16 protein-coding genes and 1 pseudogene are annotated in these 18,185 nt (G+C 70.9%); 11 read left to right on the forward strand and 6 right to left on the reverse strand.

Annotated elements, in window-relative coordinates; genetic code table 11:
• Window positions 1-100 precede the first annotated feature (100 nt).
• The 3 genes and pseudogenes from HNR73_RS07300 to HNR73_RS07310 form a co-directional block, all read left to right on the forward strand.
• Window positions 101-688: a regulatory protein RecX gene (locus tag HNR73_RS07300; protein ID WP_184786532.1), complete on the forward strand. Its 588-nt coding sequence runs from the start codon at window positions 101-103 to the stop codon at window positions 686-688.
• Window positions 685-1,839: a winged helix DNA-binding domain-containing protein gene (locus tag HNR73_RS07305; RefSeq protein WP_184786534.1), complete on the forward strand. Its 1,155-nt coding sequence runs from the start codon at window positions 685-687 to the stop codon at window positions 1,837-1,839. Before HNR73_RS07300 ends, HNR73_RS07305 begins: the two co-directional genes overlap by 4 nt.
• Window positions 1,840-1,909: 70 nt before the next feature.
• Window positions 1,910-3,211, forward strand: a pseudogene (locus tag HNR73_RS07310) (CYTH and CHAD domain-containing protein); the annotation flags it as partial.
• Between the two features lie 146 nt (window positions 3,212-3,357).
• Here HNR73_RS07310 and HNR73_RS39555 read toward each other — a convergent pair.
• A complete protein-coding gene (locus HNR73_RS39555; RefSeq protein ID WP_239121980.1) occupies window positions 3,358-4,035 on the reverse strand; it encodes a maleylpyruvate isomerase N-terminal domain-containing protein in 678 nt (225 codons plus the stop codon).
• Between the two features lie 89 nt (window positions 4,036-4,124).
• On the opposite strand from HNR73_RS39555, the gene miaB reads away from it, so the two are divergent.
• Window positions 4,125-5,672 (forward strand): tRNA (N6-isopentenyl adenosine(37)-C2)-methylthiotransferase MiaB, encoded by a 1,548-nt coding sequence (miaB, locus tag HNR73_RS07315; protein ID WP_275414551.1) that lies wholly within the window; start codon window positions 4,125-4,127, stop codon window positions 5,670-5,672.
• Here the strand turns inward: miaB and HNR73_RS07320 are convergent.
• Genes HNR73_RS07320 through HNR73_RS07330 form a run of 3 tightly spaced genes read right to left on the reverse strand, consistent with a single transcriptional unit; the run spans window position 5,666 to window position 8,180 of the window.
• Complete coding sequence (locus tag HNR73_RS07320) at window positions 5,666-6,157, reverse strand: hypothetical protein (RefSeq protein WP_221330776.1); 492 nt, start codon at window positions 6,155-6,157, stop codon at window positions 5,666-5,668. The two genes, miaB and HNR73_RS07320, sit on opposite strands and share 7 nt — an antisense overlap.
• Before the next feature lie 26 nt (window positions 6,158-6,183).
• On the reverse strand, window positions 6,184-6,960 hold the full coding sequence (locus tag HNR73_RS07325; RefSeq protein ID WP_184786537.1) for a tyrosine-protein phosphatase: 777 nt from the start codon (window positions 6,958-6,960) through the stop codon (window positions 6,184-6,186).
• Window positions 6,960-8,180, reverse strand: a complete 1,221-nt coding sequence (locus tag HNR73_RS07330) for a DUF349 domain-containing protein (RefSeq protein WP_184786538.1) — start codon at window positions 8,178-8,180, stop codon at window positions 6,960-6,962. The genes HNR73_RS07325 and HNR73_RS07330 overlap by 1 nt, the downstream gene beginning before the upstream one ends.
• A gap of 182 nt (window positions 8,181-8,362) precedes the next feature.
• Here HNR73_RS07330 and miaA point away from each other — a divergent pair, with 182 nt between their 5' ends.
• The 3 genes from miaA to HNR73_RS07345 all read left to right on the forward strand — a co-directional run bounded on the left by miaA (window position 8,363) and on the right by HNR73_RS07345 (window position 10,395).
• A complete protein-coding gene (gene miaA, locus HNR73_RS07335) occupies window positions 8,363-9,316 on the forward strand; it encodes a tRNA (adenosine(37)-N6)-dimethylallyltransferase MiaA (RefSeq protein WP_239121979.1) in 954 nt (317 codons plus the stop codon).
• A gap of 14 nt (window positions 9,317-9,330) precedes the next feature.
• Complete coding sequence (dapF, locus tag HNR73_RS07340; protein ID WP_184786904.1) at window positions 9,331-10,128, forward strand: diaminopimelate epimerase; 798 nt, start codon at window positions 9,331-9,333, stop codon at window positions 10,126-10,128.
• 105 nt (window positions 10,129-10,233) lie between these two features.
• Window positions 10,234-10,395: a hypothetical protein gene (locus tag HNR73_RS07345; protein ID WP_184786539.1), complete on the forward strand. Its 162-nt coding sequence runs from the start codon at window positions 10,234-10,236 to the stop codon at window positions 10,393-10,395.
• A gap of 63 nt (window positions 10,396-10,458) precedes the next feature.
• Here HNR73_RS07345 and HNR73_RS07350 read toward each other — a convergent pair whose 3' ends face one another.
• Entirely contained in the window at window positions 10,459-11,877 is a 1,419-nt protein-coding gene (locus tag HNR73_RS07350) for an NAD-dependent malic enzyme (RefSeq protein WP_184786540.1), read from the reverse strand.
• Window positions 11,878-12,081: 204 nt separating this feature from the next.
• On the opposite strand from HNR73_RS07350, the gene hflX reads away from it, so the two are divergent.
• The 3 genes from hflX (at window position 12,082) to HNR73_RS07365 (ending at window position 16,507) form a co-directional block, all read left to right on the forward strand.
• The gene (hflX, locus tag HNR73_RS07355) at window positions 12,082-13,509 is read left to right on the forward strand and encodes a GTPase HflX (protein ID WP_184786541.1); all 1,428 of its coding nucleotides are present in this window, start codon (window positions 12,082-12,084) and stop codon (window positions 13,507-13,509) included.
• Between the two features lie 264 nt (window positions 13,510-13,773).
• Entirely contained in the window at window positions 13,774-14,625 is an 852-nt protein-coding gene (locus tag HNR73_RS07360) for an NAD(P)H-binding protein (RefSeq protein ID WP_184786542.1), read from the forward strand.
• Between the two features lie 268 nt (window positions 14,626-14,893).
• Window positions 14,894-16,507, forward strand: a complete 1,614-nt coding sequence (locus HNR73_RS07365) for an SdiA-regulated/phytase-like domain-containing protein (RefSeq protein ID WP_184786543.1) — start codon at window positions 14,894-14,896, stop codon at window positions 16,505-16,507.
• Window positions 16,508-16,579: 72 nt separating this feature from the next.
• Here the strand turns inward: HNR73_RS07365 and lexA are convergent, their stop codons facing one another.
• Window positions 16,580-17,269, reverse strand: a complete 690-nt coding sequence (lexA, locus tag HNR73_RS07370; RefSeq protein ID WP_184786544.1) for a transcriptional repressor LexA — start codon at window positions 17,267-17,269, stop codon at window positions 16,580-16,582.
• Window positions 17,270-17,612: 343 nt separating this feature from the next.
• Between lexA and nrdR the strand changes: the two genes are divergently transcribed.
• On the forward strand, window positions 17,613-18,152 hold the full coding sequence (nrdR, locus tag HNR73_RS07375) for a transcriptional regulator NrdR (RefSeq protein ID WP_184786545.1): 540 nt from the start codon (window positions 17,613-17,615) through the stop codon (window positions 18,150-18,152).
• The last annotated feature ends 33 nt before the right edge of the window (window positions 18,153-18,185 follow it).

An 18,185-nucleotide genomic window follows, 5' to 3' on the forward strand; every position in this document is an offset into this window, starting at 1 on the left:
GGAACGCGGCGGTTCCGGTACCCGCCGCGCCGTGCGCGCCGATGTCACACCCGCGTGGTGGAATCGTGATCACGTCACCGTCACGCTTGGAGGTCGCCGTATGGCCGGGAACACCGGTTTCACGCCCCGACGCCGGGGAGGCCGCCGCGGGCGCGATGAGGAGTCCGGTGAGGACACCCGCCCGAAGAAGCCCCTCGACGGCGAACACGCCCGCGAAGTCTGCCTTCGCCTCCTCTCCCACCGCCCTCGCACCCACGCCGAGCTCGCCGAGGCGCTGACCAAGCGCGAGTTCGGCGAAGACGTCATCACCGAGGTCCTCGACCGCTACGCCGAGGTCGGCATGATCGACGACGCCGCCTTCGCCACCGCCTGGGTCACCAGCCGCCATCGCGGCAAAGGCCTCGCCAGGCGCGCGCTGGGGGAGGAACTGCGCCGCAAGGGCGTCGACAAGGAACTGGCCACCCTCGCCCTGGAGCAGCTCGACGACGAGACCGAACGCGCCTCCGCACGCGAACTCGTCGCCCGCAAACTGCGCGGCATGAGCGCCGCCGTCGCGCCCGACGCGAAGATGCGCCGCCTCGTCGGCATGCTCGCCCGCAAGGGCTACCCACCGGGTGTGGCGATGTCGGTGGTCCGCGACATGCTCGCCGAAGCCGCCGCCGAACTCGAACTGGAGCCCGAGGAGTGACCCGCCACATCCCGGGCGAGGAGCGCCGCGCCCGCCTCGGCGTCCGCCAGCTGCTCGCCCCCGGCCTGCGCGCCGACACCCCCGAAGCCGTCGCCGAAGCCCTCGTCGGCCTCCACGGCTCCGACCCGGCCTCGGTCTTCCTCTCCATCGCCGCCCGCACCGAAGGCGTCGATTCCACCGCCGTCGAAGACGCCCTCTACGAACGACGCGGCCTCGTCCGCATGCACGGCATGCGCCGCACCGTCTTCGTGCTCCCGCGCGCGCTCGTCCCCGTCGTCCAGGCCTCCTCCACCGACGCCGTCGCCCGCACCGAACGCAAAGGCCTCGTCTCCTTCGTCACCGGACAGGGCCTCACCGAGAAGGAACTCGCCGACGCCGAGGCCGCCGTCCTCGCCGCCCTCGCCGAAGGCCCGGCCACCGGCCTCCAGCTCAGCGCGGCCCTGCCCGAACTTCGCCGCGAGTTCGTCTACGGCGCCGGCAAGTCCTACGAGACGAAGCAGACCCTCGGCATGCGCCTCGTCCCGCTCCTGGCGATGGAGGGCCGCATCGTCCGCGGCCGCCCGCGCGGCAGCTGGACCAGCGGCCAGTTCAGCTGGGAACTCGCCACCGAATCCCCCGAACTCACCCGCGAACACGCCCAGGAGGAACTCGTCCGCCGCTGGCTCGCCGCCTACGGACCCGGCACCGAGGCCGACCTGAAATGGTGGACCGCCTGGCCACTCGGCCAGGTCCGCAAAGCACTGGCCGCCGTCGGCGCCGAAACCGTCCGCCTCGACGAGGGCACCGGCTTCGTCCTCCCCGGCGACACCGACCCCGTCGCCACCCCCGAACCGTGGGCGGCGCTACTACCCGCCCTCGACCCCGCGCCGATGGGCCGCCAGGCCCGCGACTGGTTCCTCCACCCCGACGACCGCGCCGCCATGTTCGACCGCAGCGGCAACATCGGCGCCTCCATCTGGTGGGCAGGCCACATCATCGGCGCCTGGGCCCAGCGACCCGACGGCGAGATCGCCGTCCGCTACCTCCGCGACATCGGAGCCGAGGCCGAGGCCGCCGTCGCCACCGAGACCGCCCGCGTCACCGCCTGGCTCGGCACCATCCGCGTCACCCCGCGCTTCCGCACCCGGACCGAACGCGAACTCGTCGACTGAACCGCCGCCCCTGGTGCGGGCACCCCCGGTTTCGGTACCGTCGGGGGAGGAGCCGGCGAAGGGACGACCCGTGGCCGACGCGGACACCGCAAGGACCGTCGAGACCGAACGCAAATACGACGTCGACCCCGGCTTCGCCACGCCCGACCTCGCGGGTGTGGCCACCGTCGGCGAACCGCGCACCTTCACCCTGCGCGCGGTCTACCACGACACCCATGACCTGCGGCTCCAAGCCGGCGGCCTCACCTTCCGCCGCCGCGAAGGCGGCCCCGACGCCGGCTGGCACCTCAAACTGCCCGCCGCCAAGGACACCCGCGTCGAACTCCACGCACCCCTCGACAGCGCCGCGACCCCGCCCGGCGAACTCGCCGGACTCCTCTTCGCCCACACCCGTGGCCGCCCCCTCGAACCCGTCGCGACCCTCACCACCGTCCGCACGGTCCGCCCACTCCTCGACGGCGGCGGGCGCGTCCTCGCCGAACTCGCCGACGACGACGTCCGCGCCGAACGCGCCGACGGGCAGGCCGCGCACTGGCGCGAGGTCGAGGTCGAACTCGTCCACGGCCCGCCCGAGATCCTCAAGACCGTCGGGAAACGCCTGCGCGCGGCGGGCGCCGAACGCGCCTCCTCGGCCTCCAAACTCGCCCGCGCCCTCGGCGACGCCGTCCCCGCACCCACGCGCCCAGGCGGCCACGAAGGCACCGCCGGCGCGGCCGTCACCGCCTACCTCGCCCGCCAGCTGGCCGCCATCCTCACCCACGACCCCCTCGCCCGCCGCGCCGAGTTCGACGCCGTCCACCGCATGCGCGTCGCCGTCCGCCGCATCCGCTCCACACTCAAGTCCTACCGCTCGGTCATCGACCGCGAACGCACCACCGAACTGCGCGCCGAACTCCGCTGGCTCGCCGGTGAACTCGGCACCGTCCGCGACCTCGAAGTCCTGCGCATGCGCTTCACCGCGCGCCTGGCCACTCTCGACGCCCGGCTCGCCCGCCCCAACGCGTGGCTCGCCGACATCGACCGCCGCGAGGCCGAGGCCTACCGCGCCCTGAACACGACCCTCAGCGGACGCCGCTACCTGACCATCCTCAACGGCCTCGACGCCATCGTCACCGTCCCGCCGTTCACCAAACGCGCAGGACACGACGACGCCCGAGAACTCCGCCGCCGCACCCGCCGCGCCTGGCGTAAGTTCGCCGGGGCCTACGAGTCGGCGTCGACCGACGAGGCCCGCCACGACGCCCGCAAGCTCGCCAAACAGGCCCGCTACGCCGCCGAGGCCGCCCGTCCCGTCCTGGGCGCCCCCGCCACCGACATGGCCCGCGACGCCGAGAAGATGCAGGAGGCCCTCGGCGGCTTCCAGGACGGCCAGATCGCGATGGCCGACCTGCGCGAGGCGCTCACCGGAGTCACCGACCCGTCGGAGGCCTTCACCCTCGGTGTCCTCTACGGCATCGAACGCCGCGAGGCCTACGCCGCCCTCGACGGTGTCGCCGCCGTCTGGGCGTCGATCACACCTCACGCCAAGACGACCAAGGCCCGCTCCAGGTCCGGCGGCAGCCTGCCCTTAGGAAGCCTCCGCGCGGCGGCGTCGACGAGTTCGACGGCGGTGAGCTCCACCGACTCCTCGCCCAGCCGGACGGTGAACGTCCCCTCCGAGCCGTTGACCTCGACGGCCGGCGCGACCTCCTGAAGCGCGTCGAGCACGAACCACACCCGCCAGCCTTCCCGCTCGTCGCGCTCTTCGGCGGTGACCGGCACGCCCGCGTCGTCGGCGTGCACGGCCAGCTCACTGGCGAAGTACCAGACCTGCCGGCCCAGCGGATAGGGCCCGGCGGCGGTGTCGATGGTCGCGTCGCCACCGCGTTCCCGCAGCGCCGGGTGCACCTCGGCGACCAGCGCCCGCCACTTCGCCAGCAGCTCTCCGGCGGACAGCGGCCGCAGCGCGGCCACCCGGATCTCGTTGAGCTCCTCGTAGCCCACCTGCCGGTCCTCGTGCCGGGCGTGCTCGCCGACGGAGCCGTCGAGCCCGGCGCGGGCGTAGTCCTCGATGCCGCACAGGTGCGCGAGGAGGTCTTTGCGGTCCCAGCCGTCGCAGCGTGTGGGGAAGGCCCAACCCGCGGGGCCCAGGCCCGCGTAGAAGGCGTCGACACGCGCTGTCTCAAGGTCGAAACGGTCGAAGGCGTCACTCGTCATGACGGCGAGCCTAGGCGCGCCGGAGCGTCCGGGGAGGCCTTCGACACGACCCGTCGTTCCCTCCCGGGACGCCCGACTATTCTTGCCTGGTGTCTGTGGAAATCGGTGTGAAGACCTACGAGGTACGCACGTACGGCTGTCAGATGAACGTGCACGACTCCGAGCGGATCGGCGGTCTCCTGGAGGGCGCGGGTTACTCCCGTGCCGAGACGGGGGAGTCGGCCGACGTCGTCGTGTTCAACACCTGTGCCGTGCGCGAGAACGCCGACAACCGCCTCTACGGCAACCTCGGGCACCTGCGGCCGGTCAAGGACGCCCACCCGGGCATGCAGATCGCCGTCGGCGGCTGCCTCGCCCAGAAGGACCGTGGCGAGATCGTCAAGCGCGCGCCCTGGGTCGACGTCGTCTTCGGCACGCACAACATCGGTTCCCTGCCGGTGCTGCTGGAACGTGCCCGGCACAACGCCGCCGCCGAGGTCGAGATCCTCGAATCGCTTGAGGTGTTCCCCTCGACGCTGCCGACCCGCCGCGAGTCGACCTACTCCGGCTGGGTGTCGATCTCGGTCGGGTGCAACAACACCTGCACCTTCTGCATCGTCCCCGCCCTGCGCGGCACGGAGAAGGACCGCCGTCCCGGCGACATCCTCGCCGAGGTGCGCGCGCTGGTCGCCGAGGGCGTCAGCGAGGTGACCCTGCTGGGTCAGAACGTGAACTCCTACGGCGCCGAGTTCGGCGACCGGGAGGCCTTCTCGAAGCTCCTGCGCGCCTGCGGCGAGATCGAGGGTCTCGACCGGGTCCGCTTCACCAGTCCGCACCCACGCGACTTCACCGACGACGTCATCGCCGCCATGGCCGAGACGCCCAACGTATGCCACCAGCTGCACATGCCGCTCCAGTCCGGCTCGGATGCGATCCTGAAGGCGATGCGGCGCTCGTACCGCTCGGAAAAGTACCTCGGGATCCTCGACAAGGTCCGCGCGGCGATGCCCGACGCGGCCATCACCACCGACATCATCGTCGGCTTCCCCGGTGAGACCGAGGAGGACTTCCAGGCCACCCTCGACGTCGTGCGCAAGGCACGTTTCGCCGGTGCCTTCACCTTCCAGTACTCCAAGCGGCCCGGCACGCCCGCCGCCGACATGGACGGCCAGCTGCCCAAGGCCGTCGTCCAGGAACGCTACGAGCGGCTCGTCGAGCTGGTCAACGCGATCGCCTGGGAGGAGAACCAGAAGCTCGAAGGCCAGGAGATCGAGATCCTCGTCGCCGCCGGTGAGGGCCGTAAGGACGAGGCCACGGGCCGCATGTCCGGCCGCTCCCGCGACGGCCGTCTCGTCCACTTCGACGCGACCATGCTCGTCGATGAGGACGGCGACTTCGTCGAACCGCACGTCCGCCCCGGCGACATCGTGCGGACCGTCGTCACCTACGCCGCGCCGCACCACCTCGTCGCCGACGGGGAACTGCTCGAACACCGCGAGACCGCCGCCGGTGACGCCTGGGAGGCCGGGAACACGCCGAAGCTTCCGGGCGTGAGCCTGGGCATGCCCACGATCGGCGCGCCCCGTCCGCTGATCCAACTGGGCGTCGGCGGAGCCACCGGCGACGACGACGGCGGCTGCGCCTGCGGCGGTCACTGACCGGACTGGTCCCGGGCGCCCAGATGCCGCGCCCGGATCCGTTCGAAGGCCTCGCGGGCCCGCTCGGGCTCGTCGAGGCTGACGACCAGCACCCGCCCGGACACCAGCGCGAACTCCACCGCCGGGCCGGTCCGGGCGAGCAACGCCGTCCCGCGCGGCAGGATCCGGCGCCCGGCGCCGAACCAGTCGAAACGGGCGACGTCGACGACACGCGTCTCGGTGATCATCCGCAGCGGCAGGCGCACCACCCCGGGCAGCATCCCGTAGCGGACGCGCACGGAGTACAGATCCATCTCGATGCGGACCTTGCGGGGGACGGCGAGCCGTACCAGGGCCACGACGGCGACGAGCACGCCCAGGATCCGCAGGAGCGGCACATCGGTCGGCAACGCGACCCCGACGCCGGCGGCCGCCGCGATGAGCGGCGCGGACGGGCGGACGCGCCCGGCGGTGACCTGTGACCAGGCCGCCTGGGCGCGTCCCACACGGTATTTCGGAGGCTTTCGCGCCATCAGTCGAGCAGCGCGTCCTTCAGTTTGTCGACGTCGGCGAAGCCGATGATCCGGGCGTAGCCCTCGAAGGAGCCGTAGCGTGACCGCAGCTCCTGGAGGGTGCCCAGCATCGCCTCCTCAGGCGTCGTGAGGCCGCGGAAGACCTCAAGGCCCTCCCGCTCCGCCCACGCCTGATAACGCTGCTGCCCGGAGGCGGTGAGCGCGAAGTCGGCGGCGATGTCGGCCTCGGCGACGCCGAGCAGCCCGAGTGTCACCGCCACGACGATCCCGGTGCGGTCCTTGCCGGCGATGCAGTGCACCAGCGTCGGCGACTGGTTGGTGATCAGGTCGAGGGACTCGCGGATCGCGTCGGAACCCGACTCCAGGAAGCCGCTGTAGCGCTGCCGCAGGAACAGCACCCGCTCGTCGTGCGTCGCGGGCTCCTGCTCGAACAGCTCCCAGCGCAGATGCCGCAGCTCCAGGTGCCGGTAGTCGACGCCTTCGGCCTCGAAGTGCCCGTGCAGGGCGATCTCGTCGGGACGGCGCAGGTCGATGACCGTGCGCAGACCCAGTGCGCCGATGCGTTCGAGGTCCGACCCGGTCGCGTGCTTGAGCATGTCCGAACGAAACAGCACACCGGATCGCACGACACGGCCGTCGGCGGTCTCAAGACCACCCAGGTCGCGCATGTTGTGCACGGCCCCAAGGACGACGCGGCGGGGCTCCTCCACGGCCGGAGGCCGGGGACTGGCCCCGGCCTCGGCGTTGTCGTGGTCTTTCGAGGGGCGCTCGGTCATCAGGCCGACTTCTGCGCCAGTTCGAGGAACTGGCGCTTGCCGGCCAGGGAGGCCTCGGCCTCCTTGATGCGCTTGCTGTCGCCGGCCTGGCGGGCCTTCTCCAGCTTCTGCTCGGCCTCCTCGACCTGCTGCCGCATCTGCGCCAGCAGGGGGTTGTCCTCGATGGAGGTACGGCGCCACGCGACGTCGATGGCGTCGCGGACCTTGTTCTCCACCGCCCGCAGGCGCTTCTGCAGCCCGGCGGTGTTCTCGCGCGGGACGCGGCCGACGTCGTGCCACTGGCCCTGGATCTCGCGCAACTTGATCTGCGCGGTCTTGGCGTCGCCTTCGACGTCGAGGGCCTCGGCCTCGGCGAGCAGCTCGCGCTTTTTGGCGAGGTTGTCCTTGAACTCGTTGTCGCGAGCGGTGAAGACCTCGCTGCGGCGGTTGAAGAACACGTCCTGCGCGGCCCGGAAACGCTGCCAGAGCTTCTGCTCGACGTCCTTCCCAGCCCGGCCGGCGGCCTTCCACTCGTCCATCAGGCCCTTGAGCGCGGCGGCCGTCTCGTTCCACTCCTCGGAGCGGGACAGCTGCTCGGCCCGGGCGATCAGGTCCTCCTTGGCCGACTGGACGGTCTTGCGCTCGGCGTCGAGGGTCGCGAAGTGCGCTCCCCGGCGACGCGTGAACGCGTCCCGCGCGGCGGCGAAGCGACGCCACAGCGCCGTGTCGGCCTTGCGCTCGACGCCGTGGATGTTCTTCCACTCGTCGACGATCGTCTTGAACCGGTCACCGGTGGCCTTCCACTGCGTGGACGACTCCGCCAGCTGCTCCGCCTCGGCGACCAGGGCCTCCTTGCGGGTCAAGGCCTCGGCGCGTGCGCTGGCCTTCGCCTCGGCGGCCTCGTCGGCCTTGCTCCCGGCACGGGAGGCGAGCTCGTCGAGCCGCGTGGCGAGCCCGTCGAGGTCACCGACCACGTGGGCCTCGTCGAGGCTCTCGCGGATCTTCTTGATGGCCGAGACCGTGTGCTGGGGGTCCGCTGTGCCGGAATTGAGGCGTGCGGCGAGCAGGTCGACCTCGGTGACCAGATCGGCGAAGCGCCGTGCGAAGTGCGCCAGCCCCTCCTCGGGAGATCCGGCCTGCCATGACCCAACGACACGTTCGCCGGCACTGGTCTTCACATAGACCGTGCCGTCGGTGTCGACTCGACCGAACGCCGTCCAGTCGTGCCCGTCTGCGCTCATCACGCTCATTCCTCTACCAACTCTGACTTGTCCTCGCTGCGACCCTACGGTGATTCCGTACGGTCCGCCACTGCCGATGATGGAGTTCCCCCGCATTGTCACAGGTCCCGCCCGGGCCGTGACGAGCGCCCGAAGCCGAACCGTGACCGTATTGCATCGCGCGAAGGTGGTTACGGTGAGGTGTGCATGCAAACGCAACCCTCCCGGGACCGGTCATCGCGCTCGTCGGCCCGACGGCCGCGGGCAAGTCCGCGTTGTCGCTGGCGGTGGCCCGCGCGGTGGGCTCCGGCGGGGGCGGCGAGGTCGTCAACGCCGATTCGATGCAGCTGTACCGGGGCATGGACATAGGCACGGCGAAGGTCACCGTCGCCGAACGGGAGAGCGTCCCGCACCACATGCTCGACATCTGGGATGTCACCCAGACGGCCGATGTGGCGTCGTACCAACAGGCGACGCGATCTACCGTTGTCGACATACTTTCCCGCGGGCGCGTGCCCGTCCTGGTCGGGGGATCGGGCCTCTACGTCGACGCCGTCCTCGACGAGTTCGAATTCCCCGGGACCGACCCCGAACTGCGCGCCGCCCTGGAGGCCGAACTCGCCGAACACGGCCCGGAGGTCCTCCACGCCCGCCTCAGTGAGCGCGATCCGGCCGCCGCGGCGGCGATCCTGCCCAGCAACGGCCGCCGCGTCGTGCGCGCCCTGGAGGTCGTCGAGCTCACCGGGGGCTTCCGAGCGGAGCTCCCGCCCGAGCCGGTCGCCCGCTACCGGAGCCTGCGCATCGGGGTGGACCGCGACACCGCCGAACTCGACGAGCGCATCGCCGCACGCGTCGGCCAGATGTGGGAGGCCGGGCTCGTCGACGAGGTCCGCGGGCTGCTCCCGCACGGCCTGGCCGAAGGTCTCACCGCCTCCCGGGCCATCGGGTACCGGCAGGTCCTGCGCTTCCTCGCGGGGGAGTGCACCGAGGACGAGGCCCGCGACGACACCGTGCGCGCCACCCGCCGCTTCGTGCGCCGCCAGCGCTCCTGGTTCCGCCGCGACAAGCGCGTCGTCTGGCTCGACGCCGCCCGGCCCGACCTCACCGAAGCGGCCACGGGCATCATTGACCAGTGGGAACAGGAACGCGCCCGGTGATCGGCGCCGCAGGGATTCAGTTCGCCAAAGGCCACGGGACGGGCAACGACTTCGTCGTCATCCCCGACCTCGACGCCTCGATCGAGCTCACCGCCGCGCAGGTCGCGGCCATCTGCGACCGGCACAACGGGATAGGCGCCGACGGCATCATGCGCGTCGTGCACGCCGCCAAACACCCCGAAGCGCACGACCAGGCCGACAGCGCCGAGTGGTTCATGGACTACCGCAACGCCGACGGCAGCATCGCCGAGATGTGCGGCAACGGCGTCCGCGTCTTCACCCGCTACCTCCTCGAAACCGGACTCTCGTCCGGTTCGGCCGTCCCGGTCGCGACCCGCGCCGGGCTGCGCACCGTCGACGTCGTCGGCGACGACCTCCGCGTCGACATGTCCCCGGCGCGTTTCCTCGGCACCGAACACGCCACCCTGGCCGGTCGCGCCTACGAGGGCACCCACGTCAGCATGGGCAACCCCCACCTCGTCGTACACGTCACCGAAGACGAACTCGCCGCCCTCGAACTCTTCCGCGAACCCCAGGTCGACCCGGCGGTGTTCCCGAACAAGGCCAACATCGAGTTCATCTGCCCGACCCCGACCGGCGTGCGCATGCGCGTCTACGAACGCGGCGTCGGGGAGACCCTCTCCTGCGGCACCGGCGCGTGCGCGGCGGGCGCCGTCGGCCTCGGCGGCGGACAGGGCACCGCGACCGTTGACGTGCCCGGCGGCCGCCTCACCGTCACCGTCGACGAACGGACCCTCTGGCTGAGTGGACCGGCCGTCATGGTCGCCGAAGGACGCTTCCACCTGCGCTGACGCCCCGGCGCTAAGTCGCGTGAACCGAACGGCGCCGCCTTCCGTTTCACCGGATGTGAGCCGCGCGCAGGGCGCGGCGGGACCACCGGAGACGAGGAGCGCGCCATGGGCGACGACTGGAACGGCGACGGCGACCACGCCGAGGCGGCCGAGTACGAAGAGGCTCAGTACCACGAGGCCGAGGCCTACGAGGACCAGCAGCAGGCGGAGGACGTCTGGGAGGACGCGAACTCCAGCTACGACGAGGACGTCTCCGCCTACGTCTGACCGGCGACACGAAAGCGCCCCGGGCCCTACCGCCCGGGGCGCTTCGACGTCGTCCTCCGGCGACTACCGGCTCGGAGTCTGCTCACGCCCGGCGAGCAGCGCCTTCTTCACCGCGTCGGCGACCGCGGGGGAGACGTGCGGGTCGAACACGCTCGGCACGATCACGCTCGGGTTGACCTTGTCGGCACCGACCACGTCGGCGATCGCCTGAGCCGCGGCGAGCGCGGCGGCGTCGGTCCACTCGGTGGCCTGCGCGTCGAGCATTCCCCGGAACACGCCCGGGAACGCCAGCACGTTGTTGATCTGGTTGGGCTGGTCAGAACGCCCCGTCGCCACGATCGCGGCGTGCTCGGCGGCCTCCATCGGGTTGATCTCCGGGTCGGGGTTGGCCAGCGCGAACACGATCGGATCGGGCGCCATCTTGGCGATGTCGGCGCCTTCGAGGAGATTGGGCGCGCTCACCCCGATGAACACGTCCGAACCGACCAGCGCGCCTTTCAGCGACCCGCTGAAGTCGTCCCGGTTGGTGTTCTCGGCGAGCCACTTCCACGACTCACGGCCGTTGAACTCCATCCCGCGATGCAGCGCACCCGCCCGGTCGCACGCGATGATGTCGCCGACACCCTGCTTGAGCAGCAACTTCATGATCGCCGTACCCGCCGCGCCCGCACCCGACACCACGACCCGCACGTCCTCGATGCGCTTGTCGACCACGCGCAGCGCGTTCGTCAGTGCCGCCAGCACCACGATCGCCGTACCGTGCTGATCATCGTGGAACACCGGGATGTCGAGACGCTCCCGCAACCGCTCCTCGATCTCGAAACAGCGCGGAGCGGCGATGTCCTCAAGGTTGATGCCCCCGTACACCGGCGCGATCGCCGCGACGATGTTGACGATCTCGTCGGTGTCCTGCGTGTCCAGGCACACCGGCCACGCGTCGACACCCCCGAAACGCTTGAACAGCGCCGCCTTGCCCTCCATGACCGGCAACGCCGCCGCCGGGCCGATGTTGCCCAGCCCCAGCACCGCCGACCCGTCGGTCACCACGGCCACCGTGTTCCGCTTGATCGTCAAGCGCCGCGCGTCCTCCGGGTTCTCCGCGATGGCCATGCACACCCGCGCCACACCCGGCGTGTACGCACGCGACAACTCGTCACGGTTGCGCAACGACACCTTCGACGTGACCTCGACCTTCCCACCCAGATGCAGCAGGAAGGTCCGGTCGGACACCTTCCGGACCGACACCCCCGGCAACTCGCCGAGGATCTGCGCGATCTGCTCGGCATGACCCGAGTCGGACGTGTCGCAGGTGATGTCGACGACCACGTTCTTGTGATCGGAGCTCACGACGTCCAAGGCGGTCACAATCCCGCCGGCCTCACCCACGGCGGTGGTGAGACGGCCGATCGCACCGGCGTCCGCGGGAAGCGAGACACGAACGGTGATGGAGAAACCGGCGCTGGGCAGCTGGCGAATGGACACGACGCTCCTCTTTGAGACGGCTGGGTGGATGCAACCTTCACCATTCTTACTCGTTTGCGCACACGACCCACGCGCGTGGGGCGCACGTGTTGCCCCGCGCACGGGAATGCCCCGCCCCCTCCCACCGTTCCACCCACGCCATCCGACCTCACCCACGCCCAAACCCGCGTGCACTCTCCGCACATCCGTGCGACGATTCAGCCAATGACTGAGACGAACATGAACCCAGAATTCGACGACCTCTTCACCGACGACAACGGCGAACTCGAACTCGCCGAGCGCAACGCCCTGCGCCGCGTGGCGGGTCTGTCCACCGAACTCACCGAGATCACCGAGGTCGAGTACCGGCAGCTTCGGCTGGAGCGGGTCGTGCTCGTCGGTGTCTGGACCGAAGGAACCCTGGAAGACGCCGAGAACTCCCTCGCCGAACTCGCCGCGCTCGCCGAGACGGCCGGGTCCCAGGTCCTCGACGGCCTCGTACAGCGACGCTCCCGTCCCGACCCCTCGACCTTCATCGGGCGAGGCAAGGTCGGCGAGCTCCGCGACGCCGTCGTCACCTCCGGCGCCGACACGGTGATCGCCGACGGTGAACTGTCCCCGAGCCAGTTGCGCAGCCTCGAACAGGAGATCAAGGTCAAGGTCATCGACCGGACCGCCTTGATCCTCGACATCTTCGCCCAGCACGCCAAGAGCCGCGAGGGCAAGGCCCAGGTCGAACTCGCGCAGCTCCAGTACCTCATGCCGCGCCTGCGCGGCTGGGGTGAGGCGCTCTCCCGCCAGGCCGGCGGCAGCGCGGGCGGCAGCGGCGGCGGCGTCGGCCTGCGCGGTCCCGGTGAGACCAAACTCGAAACCGACCGCAGGCGCATCCGCACCAAGATCGCCCGGCTCCGCCGGGAGATCGCGCAGATGAGCACCGCCCGCGACACCAAACGCCACAACCGTCACCGGCACCTCGTGCCGAGCGTCGCCATCGCCGGCTACACCAACGCCGGCAAGTCGAGCCTGCTCAACCGCCTCACCGGCGCGGGTGTGCTCGTCGAGGACGCGCTCTTCGCCACGCTCGACCCGACGACCCGCCGGGCCCAGACCTCCGACGGACGGCACTACACGCTGTCCGACACGGTCGGGTTCGTCCGGCACCTGCCCCACCAGCTCGTCGAGGCCTTCCGCTCGACGCTCGAAGAGGTCACCGCGTCCGACCTCATCGTGCACGTCATCGACGGATCCCACCCCGACCCGCAGGGACAGGTCAAGGCCGTCCGCGAAGTGCTCGGCGACATCGGAGCCGACGAGGTCCGCGAGATCCTCGTCGTCAACAAGATGGACGCCATCGACGCCGACATGGTGCTCGAACTGCGCGCCGAATGGCCCGACGCGGTCTTCGTGTCGGCCCACAGCGGCGCCGGGATCGACAAGCTCCGGCTCGTCATCGAGCAGGAACTGCCCCAGCCCGCCGTCGAGATGCGCGTGGTCGTGCCCTACATCCGCGGAGACCTCGTCTCCCGGATCCGCCAGCGCGGTGAGGTGCTCAGCACCGAACACCGCGGCGACGGGACCGTCCTGCACGCCCGGGTCGACGAGGCGCTCGCCGCCGAACTGCGACCCTTCGAGATGGCGGCCGAGACCGCCTGACATCGAACCCGGCCGGCGCCACCCTGTGACAGGGGCGGCGCCGGCCGTGGTCCGGGAGGCCCCCGTCGGCCCGCCGCGGCACGCTGTCGCGCAGCGCACAGGCAGGAGAAGGGGCGGTGTCCTCCCCAGGTCACGGCACCGTTGGGCGTCCATCCCCGAGGACACCCCTTGCCGGCGCCGGATCTCCTCCTGGCCCGGACTTGACCTGAACCTTTGTTGATGTACGAGGGTCATCTCATCGGAACACGAGACGAGGAGACGGCCATGACCGAGCCCAAGATCCTGGTGACCGGAGCGACCGGAAAGGTCGGCGGCGCCCTGGTCGCCCAGCTGCACGCGGCGGGCGTCCCCGTGCGCGCACTGGTGCGCCGCGAGGCCGACTTCCCTGCGGGCGTGGAGACGGTGCGCGGCGACCTGGGCGATCCCGCCACGCTGGACGCGGCCCTGGACGGCATCGACGCGGTCTTCCTGGTGTGGCCGTTCATGAGCGCCGAGGGCGCACCGGACCTGATCGACATGATCGGCGAGCGCACCCGCCGGCTGGTCTACCTCTCCTCCGCCGGGGTGGCCGACGCGACGGATGAGCCCGGCGAGGCGATCACCACCTTCCACGCCGAACTGGAGCGCTTGATCGAGGTCTCCGGCCTGGAATGGACCGCGCTGCGCCCCACCGGCTTCGCGAGCAACACGCTCGGCTGGGCCGACGAGGTCCGCACCACCGGAGTCGTCCGGGCACCACTGGCGAACCTGGCACGCCCGCTGATCCACGAGGCCGACATGGCCGCGGTCGCCCTCAAGGCATTGACGACCGACACCCTCCTCGCCGCCCGCCCCCTGATCACCGGCCCCGAACCGGTCACCCAGGAGCGGCAGGTCGCGCTGATCGCCGAGGCGATCGGCCGCCCGGTCCGCTTCGAGGAGATCACCCAGGACGAGGCCATGGAGGAGATGAAGGCCGCGGGCTACCCGCCGGAGTTGGTGGACGCCGTCGTCCCGGCCCAGGCCCGGCTGCTGGCCGACCCCGAACCGGTCAACGACGAGGTCGAGCGCATCACGGGCACCCCTGCGAGAACCTTCCGGAGGTGGGCCGCGGACCACGCGGCGGACTTCCGCTGAAGGTGGGACCCCACCCCGCAGGCCACATCGGAAGAGAGGTGGCGGCGGTGGACGTGCGGCCCGGCAACGCCGGCGCCCGCCGCCGTTCCGCACGCGGCCGGGCGAGAACCACACGATCTCCAGTCCCGTTCACCCCTTCGTCCCCACCCCCTAACCCCGTGTCGAATCGGACGAGACGACGGTTATCGTCTGTTCGGCACTCGCATCCGTTACGGAACTATGATCCGGCCAGCGCGTTGAACGTGAATGGCTCTGGCACACTGTCCCGGTGCGTCGACTGAAGCTGCGAACTGGTGGGATGGCGCCGCGCGCCATGGCGGTGGGTGCGCTGGTGTGCGGGCTGGTGGGGGCGGTGACGGCTCCCGCGGTAGCCGATCCCTCCGACCCCCCGGCGGAGCCGGTCAAGGGCGAAGAGCTCTGCACCGTCTCCGACGAGCGTCTGGCCGAGCTCTCCGGCCTCGTCGCCGACGGCGACGACTACTGGGCCGTTCCCGACGGAACGCTCGAAACCGCGCAACTGGAGATCTTCAAACTCGACGCCGAGTGCAACATCCTTGAGTCGGTCCTGCCGTACAAGAAGTCCGACGGCCAGCCCGCCGACGCCAACGACCCCGAAGACCTCGGCATCGACGAGAAGGGCCGTCTGTGGGTCGCCGACTTCGGCGACAACGACAAGGTCCGCGACACCATCGCGCTGTGGCGGGTCGACCCGAGCGAGCCCAACAGCGCCGAGCTCTACCGCCTGTCCTTCCCCGACGGCCCCCACGACGCCGAGGCGCTCCTCCTCCAGCCCGACGGCACCCCCGTCGTCGTCACCAAGGACGCCACCACCGCCCTCGTCTTCAAACCCAAGGGCGAACTCGAAAACGAGCAGACCACCGAGCTGGAACAGGTCGGCGAGTTCGCCTTCGCGCAGACCAACACCCCCGGCGGCCCCGTCGGCCCGCCCGGTCAGCTCGTCGCCACGGGCGGAGCCGTCTCCTCCGACGGTGCCAAGGCCGTCATCCGCTCCTACACCGACGCCTACGAGTGGGACGTCGCCGACGGTGACGTCGCCAAGACCATCACCGGCGGCACGGCCCCCCGTCGCACGGCCCTCCCCGAGGAGCCCCAGGGCGAGGCCATCACCTTCGGTGCCGACGGCAAGTACGTCACCGGCACCGAATCCAACGGTGAGGACGGCGCGACCCTCTATACCTACACGCCGACCGTGCCCCCGGCCCCGGAGGACACCGCCACCGAGGAAGCCGACGGCGGCGGGCTCTTCAGCGACCTCACCCTCGACCAGCTGATCCTCCTCGCCGGCGGCAGCGTCGGCGCGCTCGGACTCATCCTCGCCGCCGTCGGCGTCATCGTGATCGTCAAGGCACGCAAACGCCGGCGCCTCGAAGGCGACGGCGACGGCGACGGCGACGCCGAGTCCGGTGACGACGACCCGGACGACGATGACGACCCGCGCTCGCGGTACGCGTCGCCGCCCGCCCCGTCCGGGTACGACCGCCGCGAGGAGATCTACGACCCGCGTGACGGCTACGACGACCCGCGCGGTTACGACCGTGACCCCCGCGATGATCGTTACGGCCGCCGCGAAGACCCCTACGACCGCGGCCACCGGCCGGACGGGCCCGCCGGGTACGACGACCGTGCCTACCGCCCCGAATACCGGGACGCGCCCGCTCAGGACGACCGCTACGCCCCGCCCCCTTCCGCCGGCGCCGGATACCGCGACGACTCCGGCGCGCGTTACGACGGCGGCCCGGCTCCCCGTCCCGACCGTGGTGGCGGCGCCGTCTACGGCGGTGGCGGCCGCCGCGACGAGTACGGCCGTGAGGATCCCCATCCCGACTTCGGCATCCAGCGCGACGACCCGCGCGGCTACTGACGCCAAACGCAGGTGAGAGCCCGGGCTCGGATCGATCCGAGCCCGGGCTCTTCGAAATGTTCGGGAGCCGGCCTAGATCCGGCGCAGGACCGCCACCACGCGGCCCAGCACGCTGGCGTGCTCGGCGGGGATCGGGTCGTAGAGCGGGTTCTGCGGCACCAGCTCGACGGTGTTGCCCTGGCGGCGCAGCGTCTTGACCGTCGCCTCGTCGTCAAGCAGCGCGGCGACGATGTCGCCGTTGGTCGCGTCGTTCTGCTGACGGACCACGACCCAGTCGCCGTCCTGGATGGCGGCGTTGATCATCGAGTCGCCCTTGACGCGCAGCAGGAAGTGCGCGCCCTCGCCGACCAGTTCGCGGGGCAGCGGGAACACCTCCTCGGCGTTCTGCTCGGCCAGGATCGGGGTACCCGCGGCGATCTCACCGAGCACCGGCACGAAGGTGGGCGTCGGGCGCCGCACGGGCTCGTTGTTCTCGATCGGGCGCACGTCGACGGCGCGCGGACGGTTGGGCGCCTTGCGAAGGAACCCCTTCCGCTGAAGCACGCCGAGCTGGTATGCCACACTCGACGCCGACGCCAGACCGACCGCCTCGCCGATCTCGCGAACGCTCGGGGGATACCCCCTGACGTCGACCGATTCACGGATGTAGGCGAGAATGCGGCGTTGCCGTTCGGTCAGTACGACCTTCTCCGCTGCCGAATCGCCCGAATCGACGCTCTGTTCGGGCTTGGCCGGATTGATGGCCACCTGGGTCCTCCTCATGGGTGATCGCCGCTGGTGGTGACATTAGTCGGTTGTGTCGGGGAAGGCAAACATCCGTTCGATTCCGGCGGCCCGTGTCGGAAGTCCGCGCCGCACATTGCGTGACGGGTGGGGTCACCGAAACGGATGAGATTGACGCGACACCGGGGGATTCGGCGGTTCGACTTGCATCGCCGCGTCGAAAGGCATACCGTCGGAGGCACAACATCTAGTGGTTACAGTCATGTGAGTTGTCCACAGGTTGGGGTAGGTCTTCCACAGGCCATCCACAGCCCGTCCACAACGCCCCGCCCACCGGGGCCGTCACTGACTGCCAGCGGGGGCTACGAAGGAGGCGAGTGACGTGCGGTGCCCATACTGTCGGCACTCGGACTCGCGCGTGGTCGATTCGCGGGAAGCCGAAGACGGACTCATCATCCGCCGCCGGCGTTCCTGTCAGAGCTGCGGGAAACGCTTCACCACCGTCGAGGAGTCCATTCTCGCCGTCGTCAAACGCAGCGGCGTGACCGAACCCTTCAGTCGCGACAAGGTCGTCACCGGAGTCCGCAAGGCCCTCCAGGGACGGCCCGTCGACGACGACGCCGTCGCCCTCCTCGCGCAGAAGGTGGAAGACGCCATCCGCGCCCGGGGCGCCGCCGAGGTGCCCAGCAACGAGGTCGGCCTCGCCATCCTCGAACCGCTGCGGGACCTCGACGAGGTCGCCTACCTGCGCTTCGCGAGCGTCTACCGCTCCTTCGAGTCCCTCGCGGACTTCGAACGCGAGATCTCCATGCTGCGCGACGGCCTCCGCGACGCCGGTCCACCGGACGAGCCCGGCGAAGCCGAGCCCGCCCCCGCCGGCGAGAAGCTCCCCGTCGGGACGCCCGCGCCCGACAACGCCTGACCCGGCGCCCGCCGCGAGCGGGAAACGGTCGAA

Origin of the sequence: Phytomonospora endophytica (assembly GCF_014202425.1) — a bacterium.
In the GTDB taxonomy this organism is placed as follows: Bacteria; Actinomycetota; Actinomycetes; order Mycobacteriales; family Micromonosporaceae; genus Phytomonospora; species Phytomonospora endophytica.

Bases quoted from the DNA above. Each gene is read 5' to 3' on its own strand.
- HNR73_RS07300 (WP_184786532.1), top strand. From the start codon at position 101: ATGGCCGGGAACACCGGTTTCACGCCCCGACGCCGGGGAGGCCGCCGC.
- HNR73_RS39555 (WP_239121980.1), bottom strand. From the start codon at position 4,035: ATGACGAGTGACGCCTTCGACCGTTTCGACCTTGAGACAGCGCGTGTC.
- HNR73_RS07325 (WP_184786537.1), bottom strand. From the start codon at position 6,960: ATGACCGAGCGCCCCTCGAAAGACCACGACAACGCCGAGGCCGGGGCC.
- HNR73_RS07330 (WP_184786538.1), bottom strand. From the start codon at position 8,180: ATGAGCGCAGACGGGCACGACTGGACGGCGTTCGGTCGAGTCGACACC.
- HNR73_RS07345 (WP_184786539.1), top strand. From the start codon at position 10,234: ATGGGCGACGACTGGAACGGCGACGGCGACCACGCCGAGGCGGCCGAG.
- hflX (WP_184786541.1), top strand. From the start codon at position 12,082: ATGACTGAGACGAACATGAACCCAGAATTCGACGACCTCTTCACCGAC.
- HNR73_RS07360 (WP_184786542.1), top strand. From the start codon at position 13,774: ATGACCGAGCCCAAGATCCTGGTGACCGGAGCGACCGGAAAGGTCGGC.
- lexA (WP_184786544.1), bottom strand. From the start codon at position 17,269: ATGAGGAGGACCCAGGTGGCCATCAATCCGGCCAAGCCCGAACAGAGC.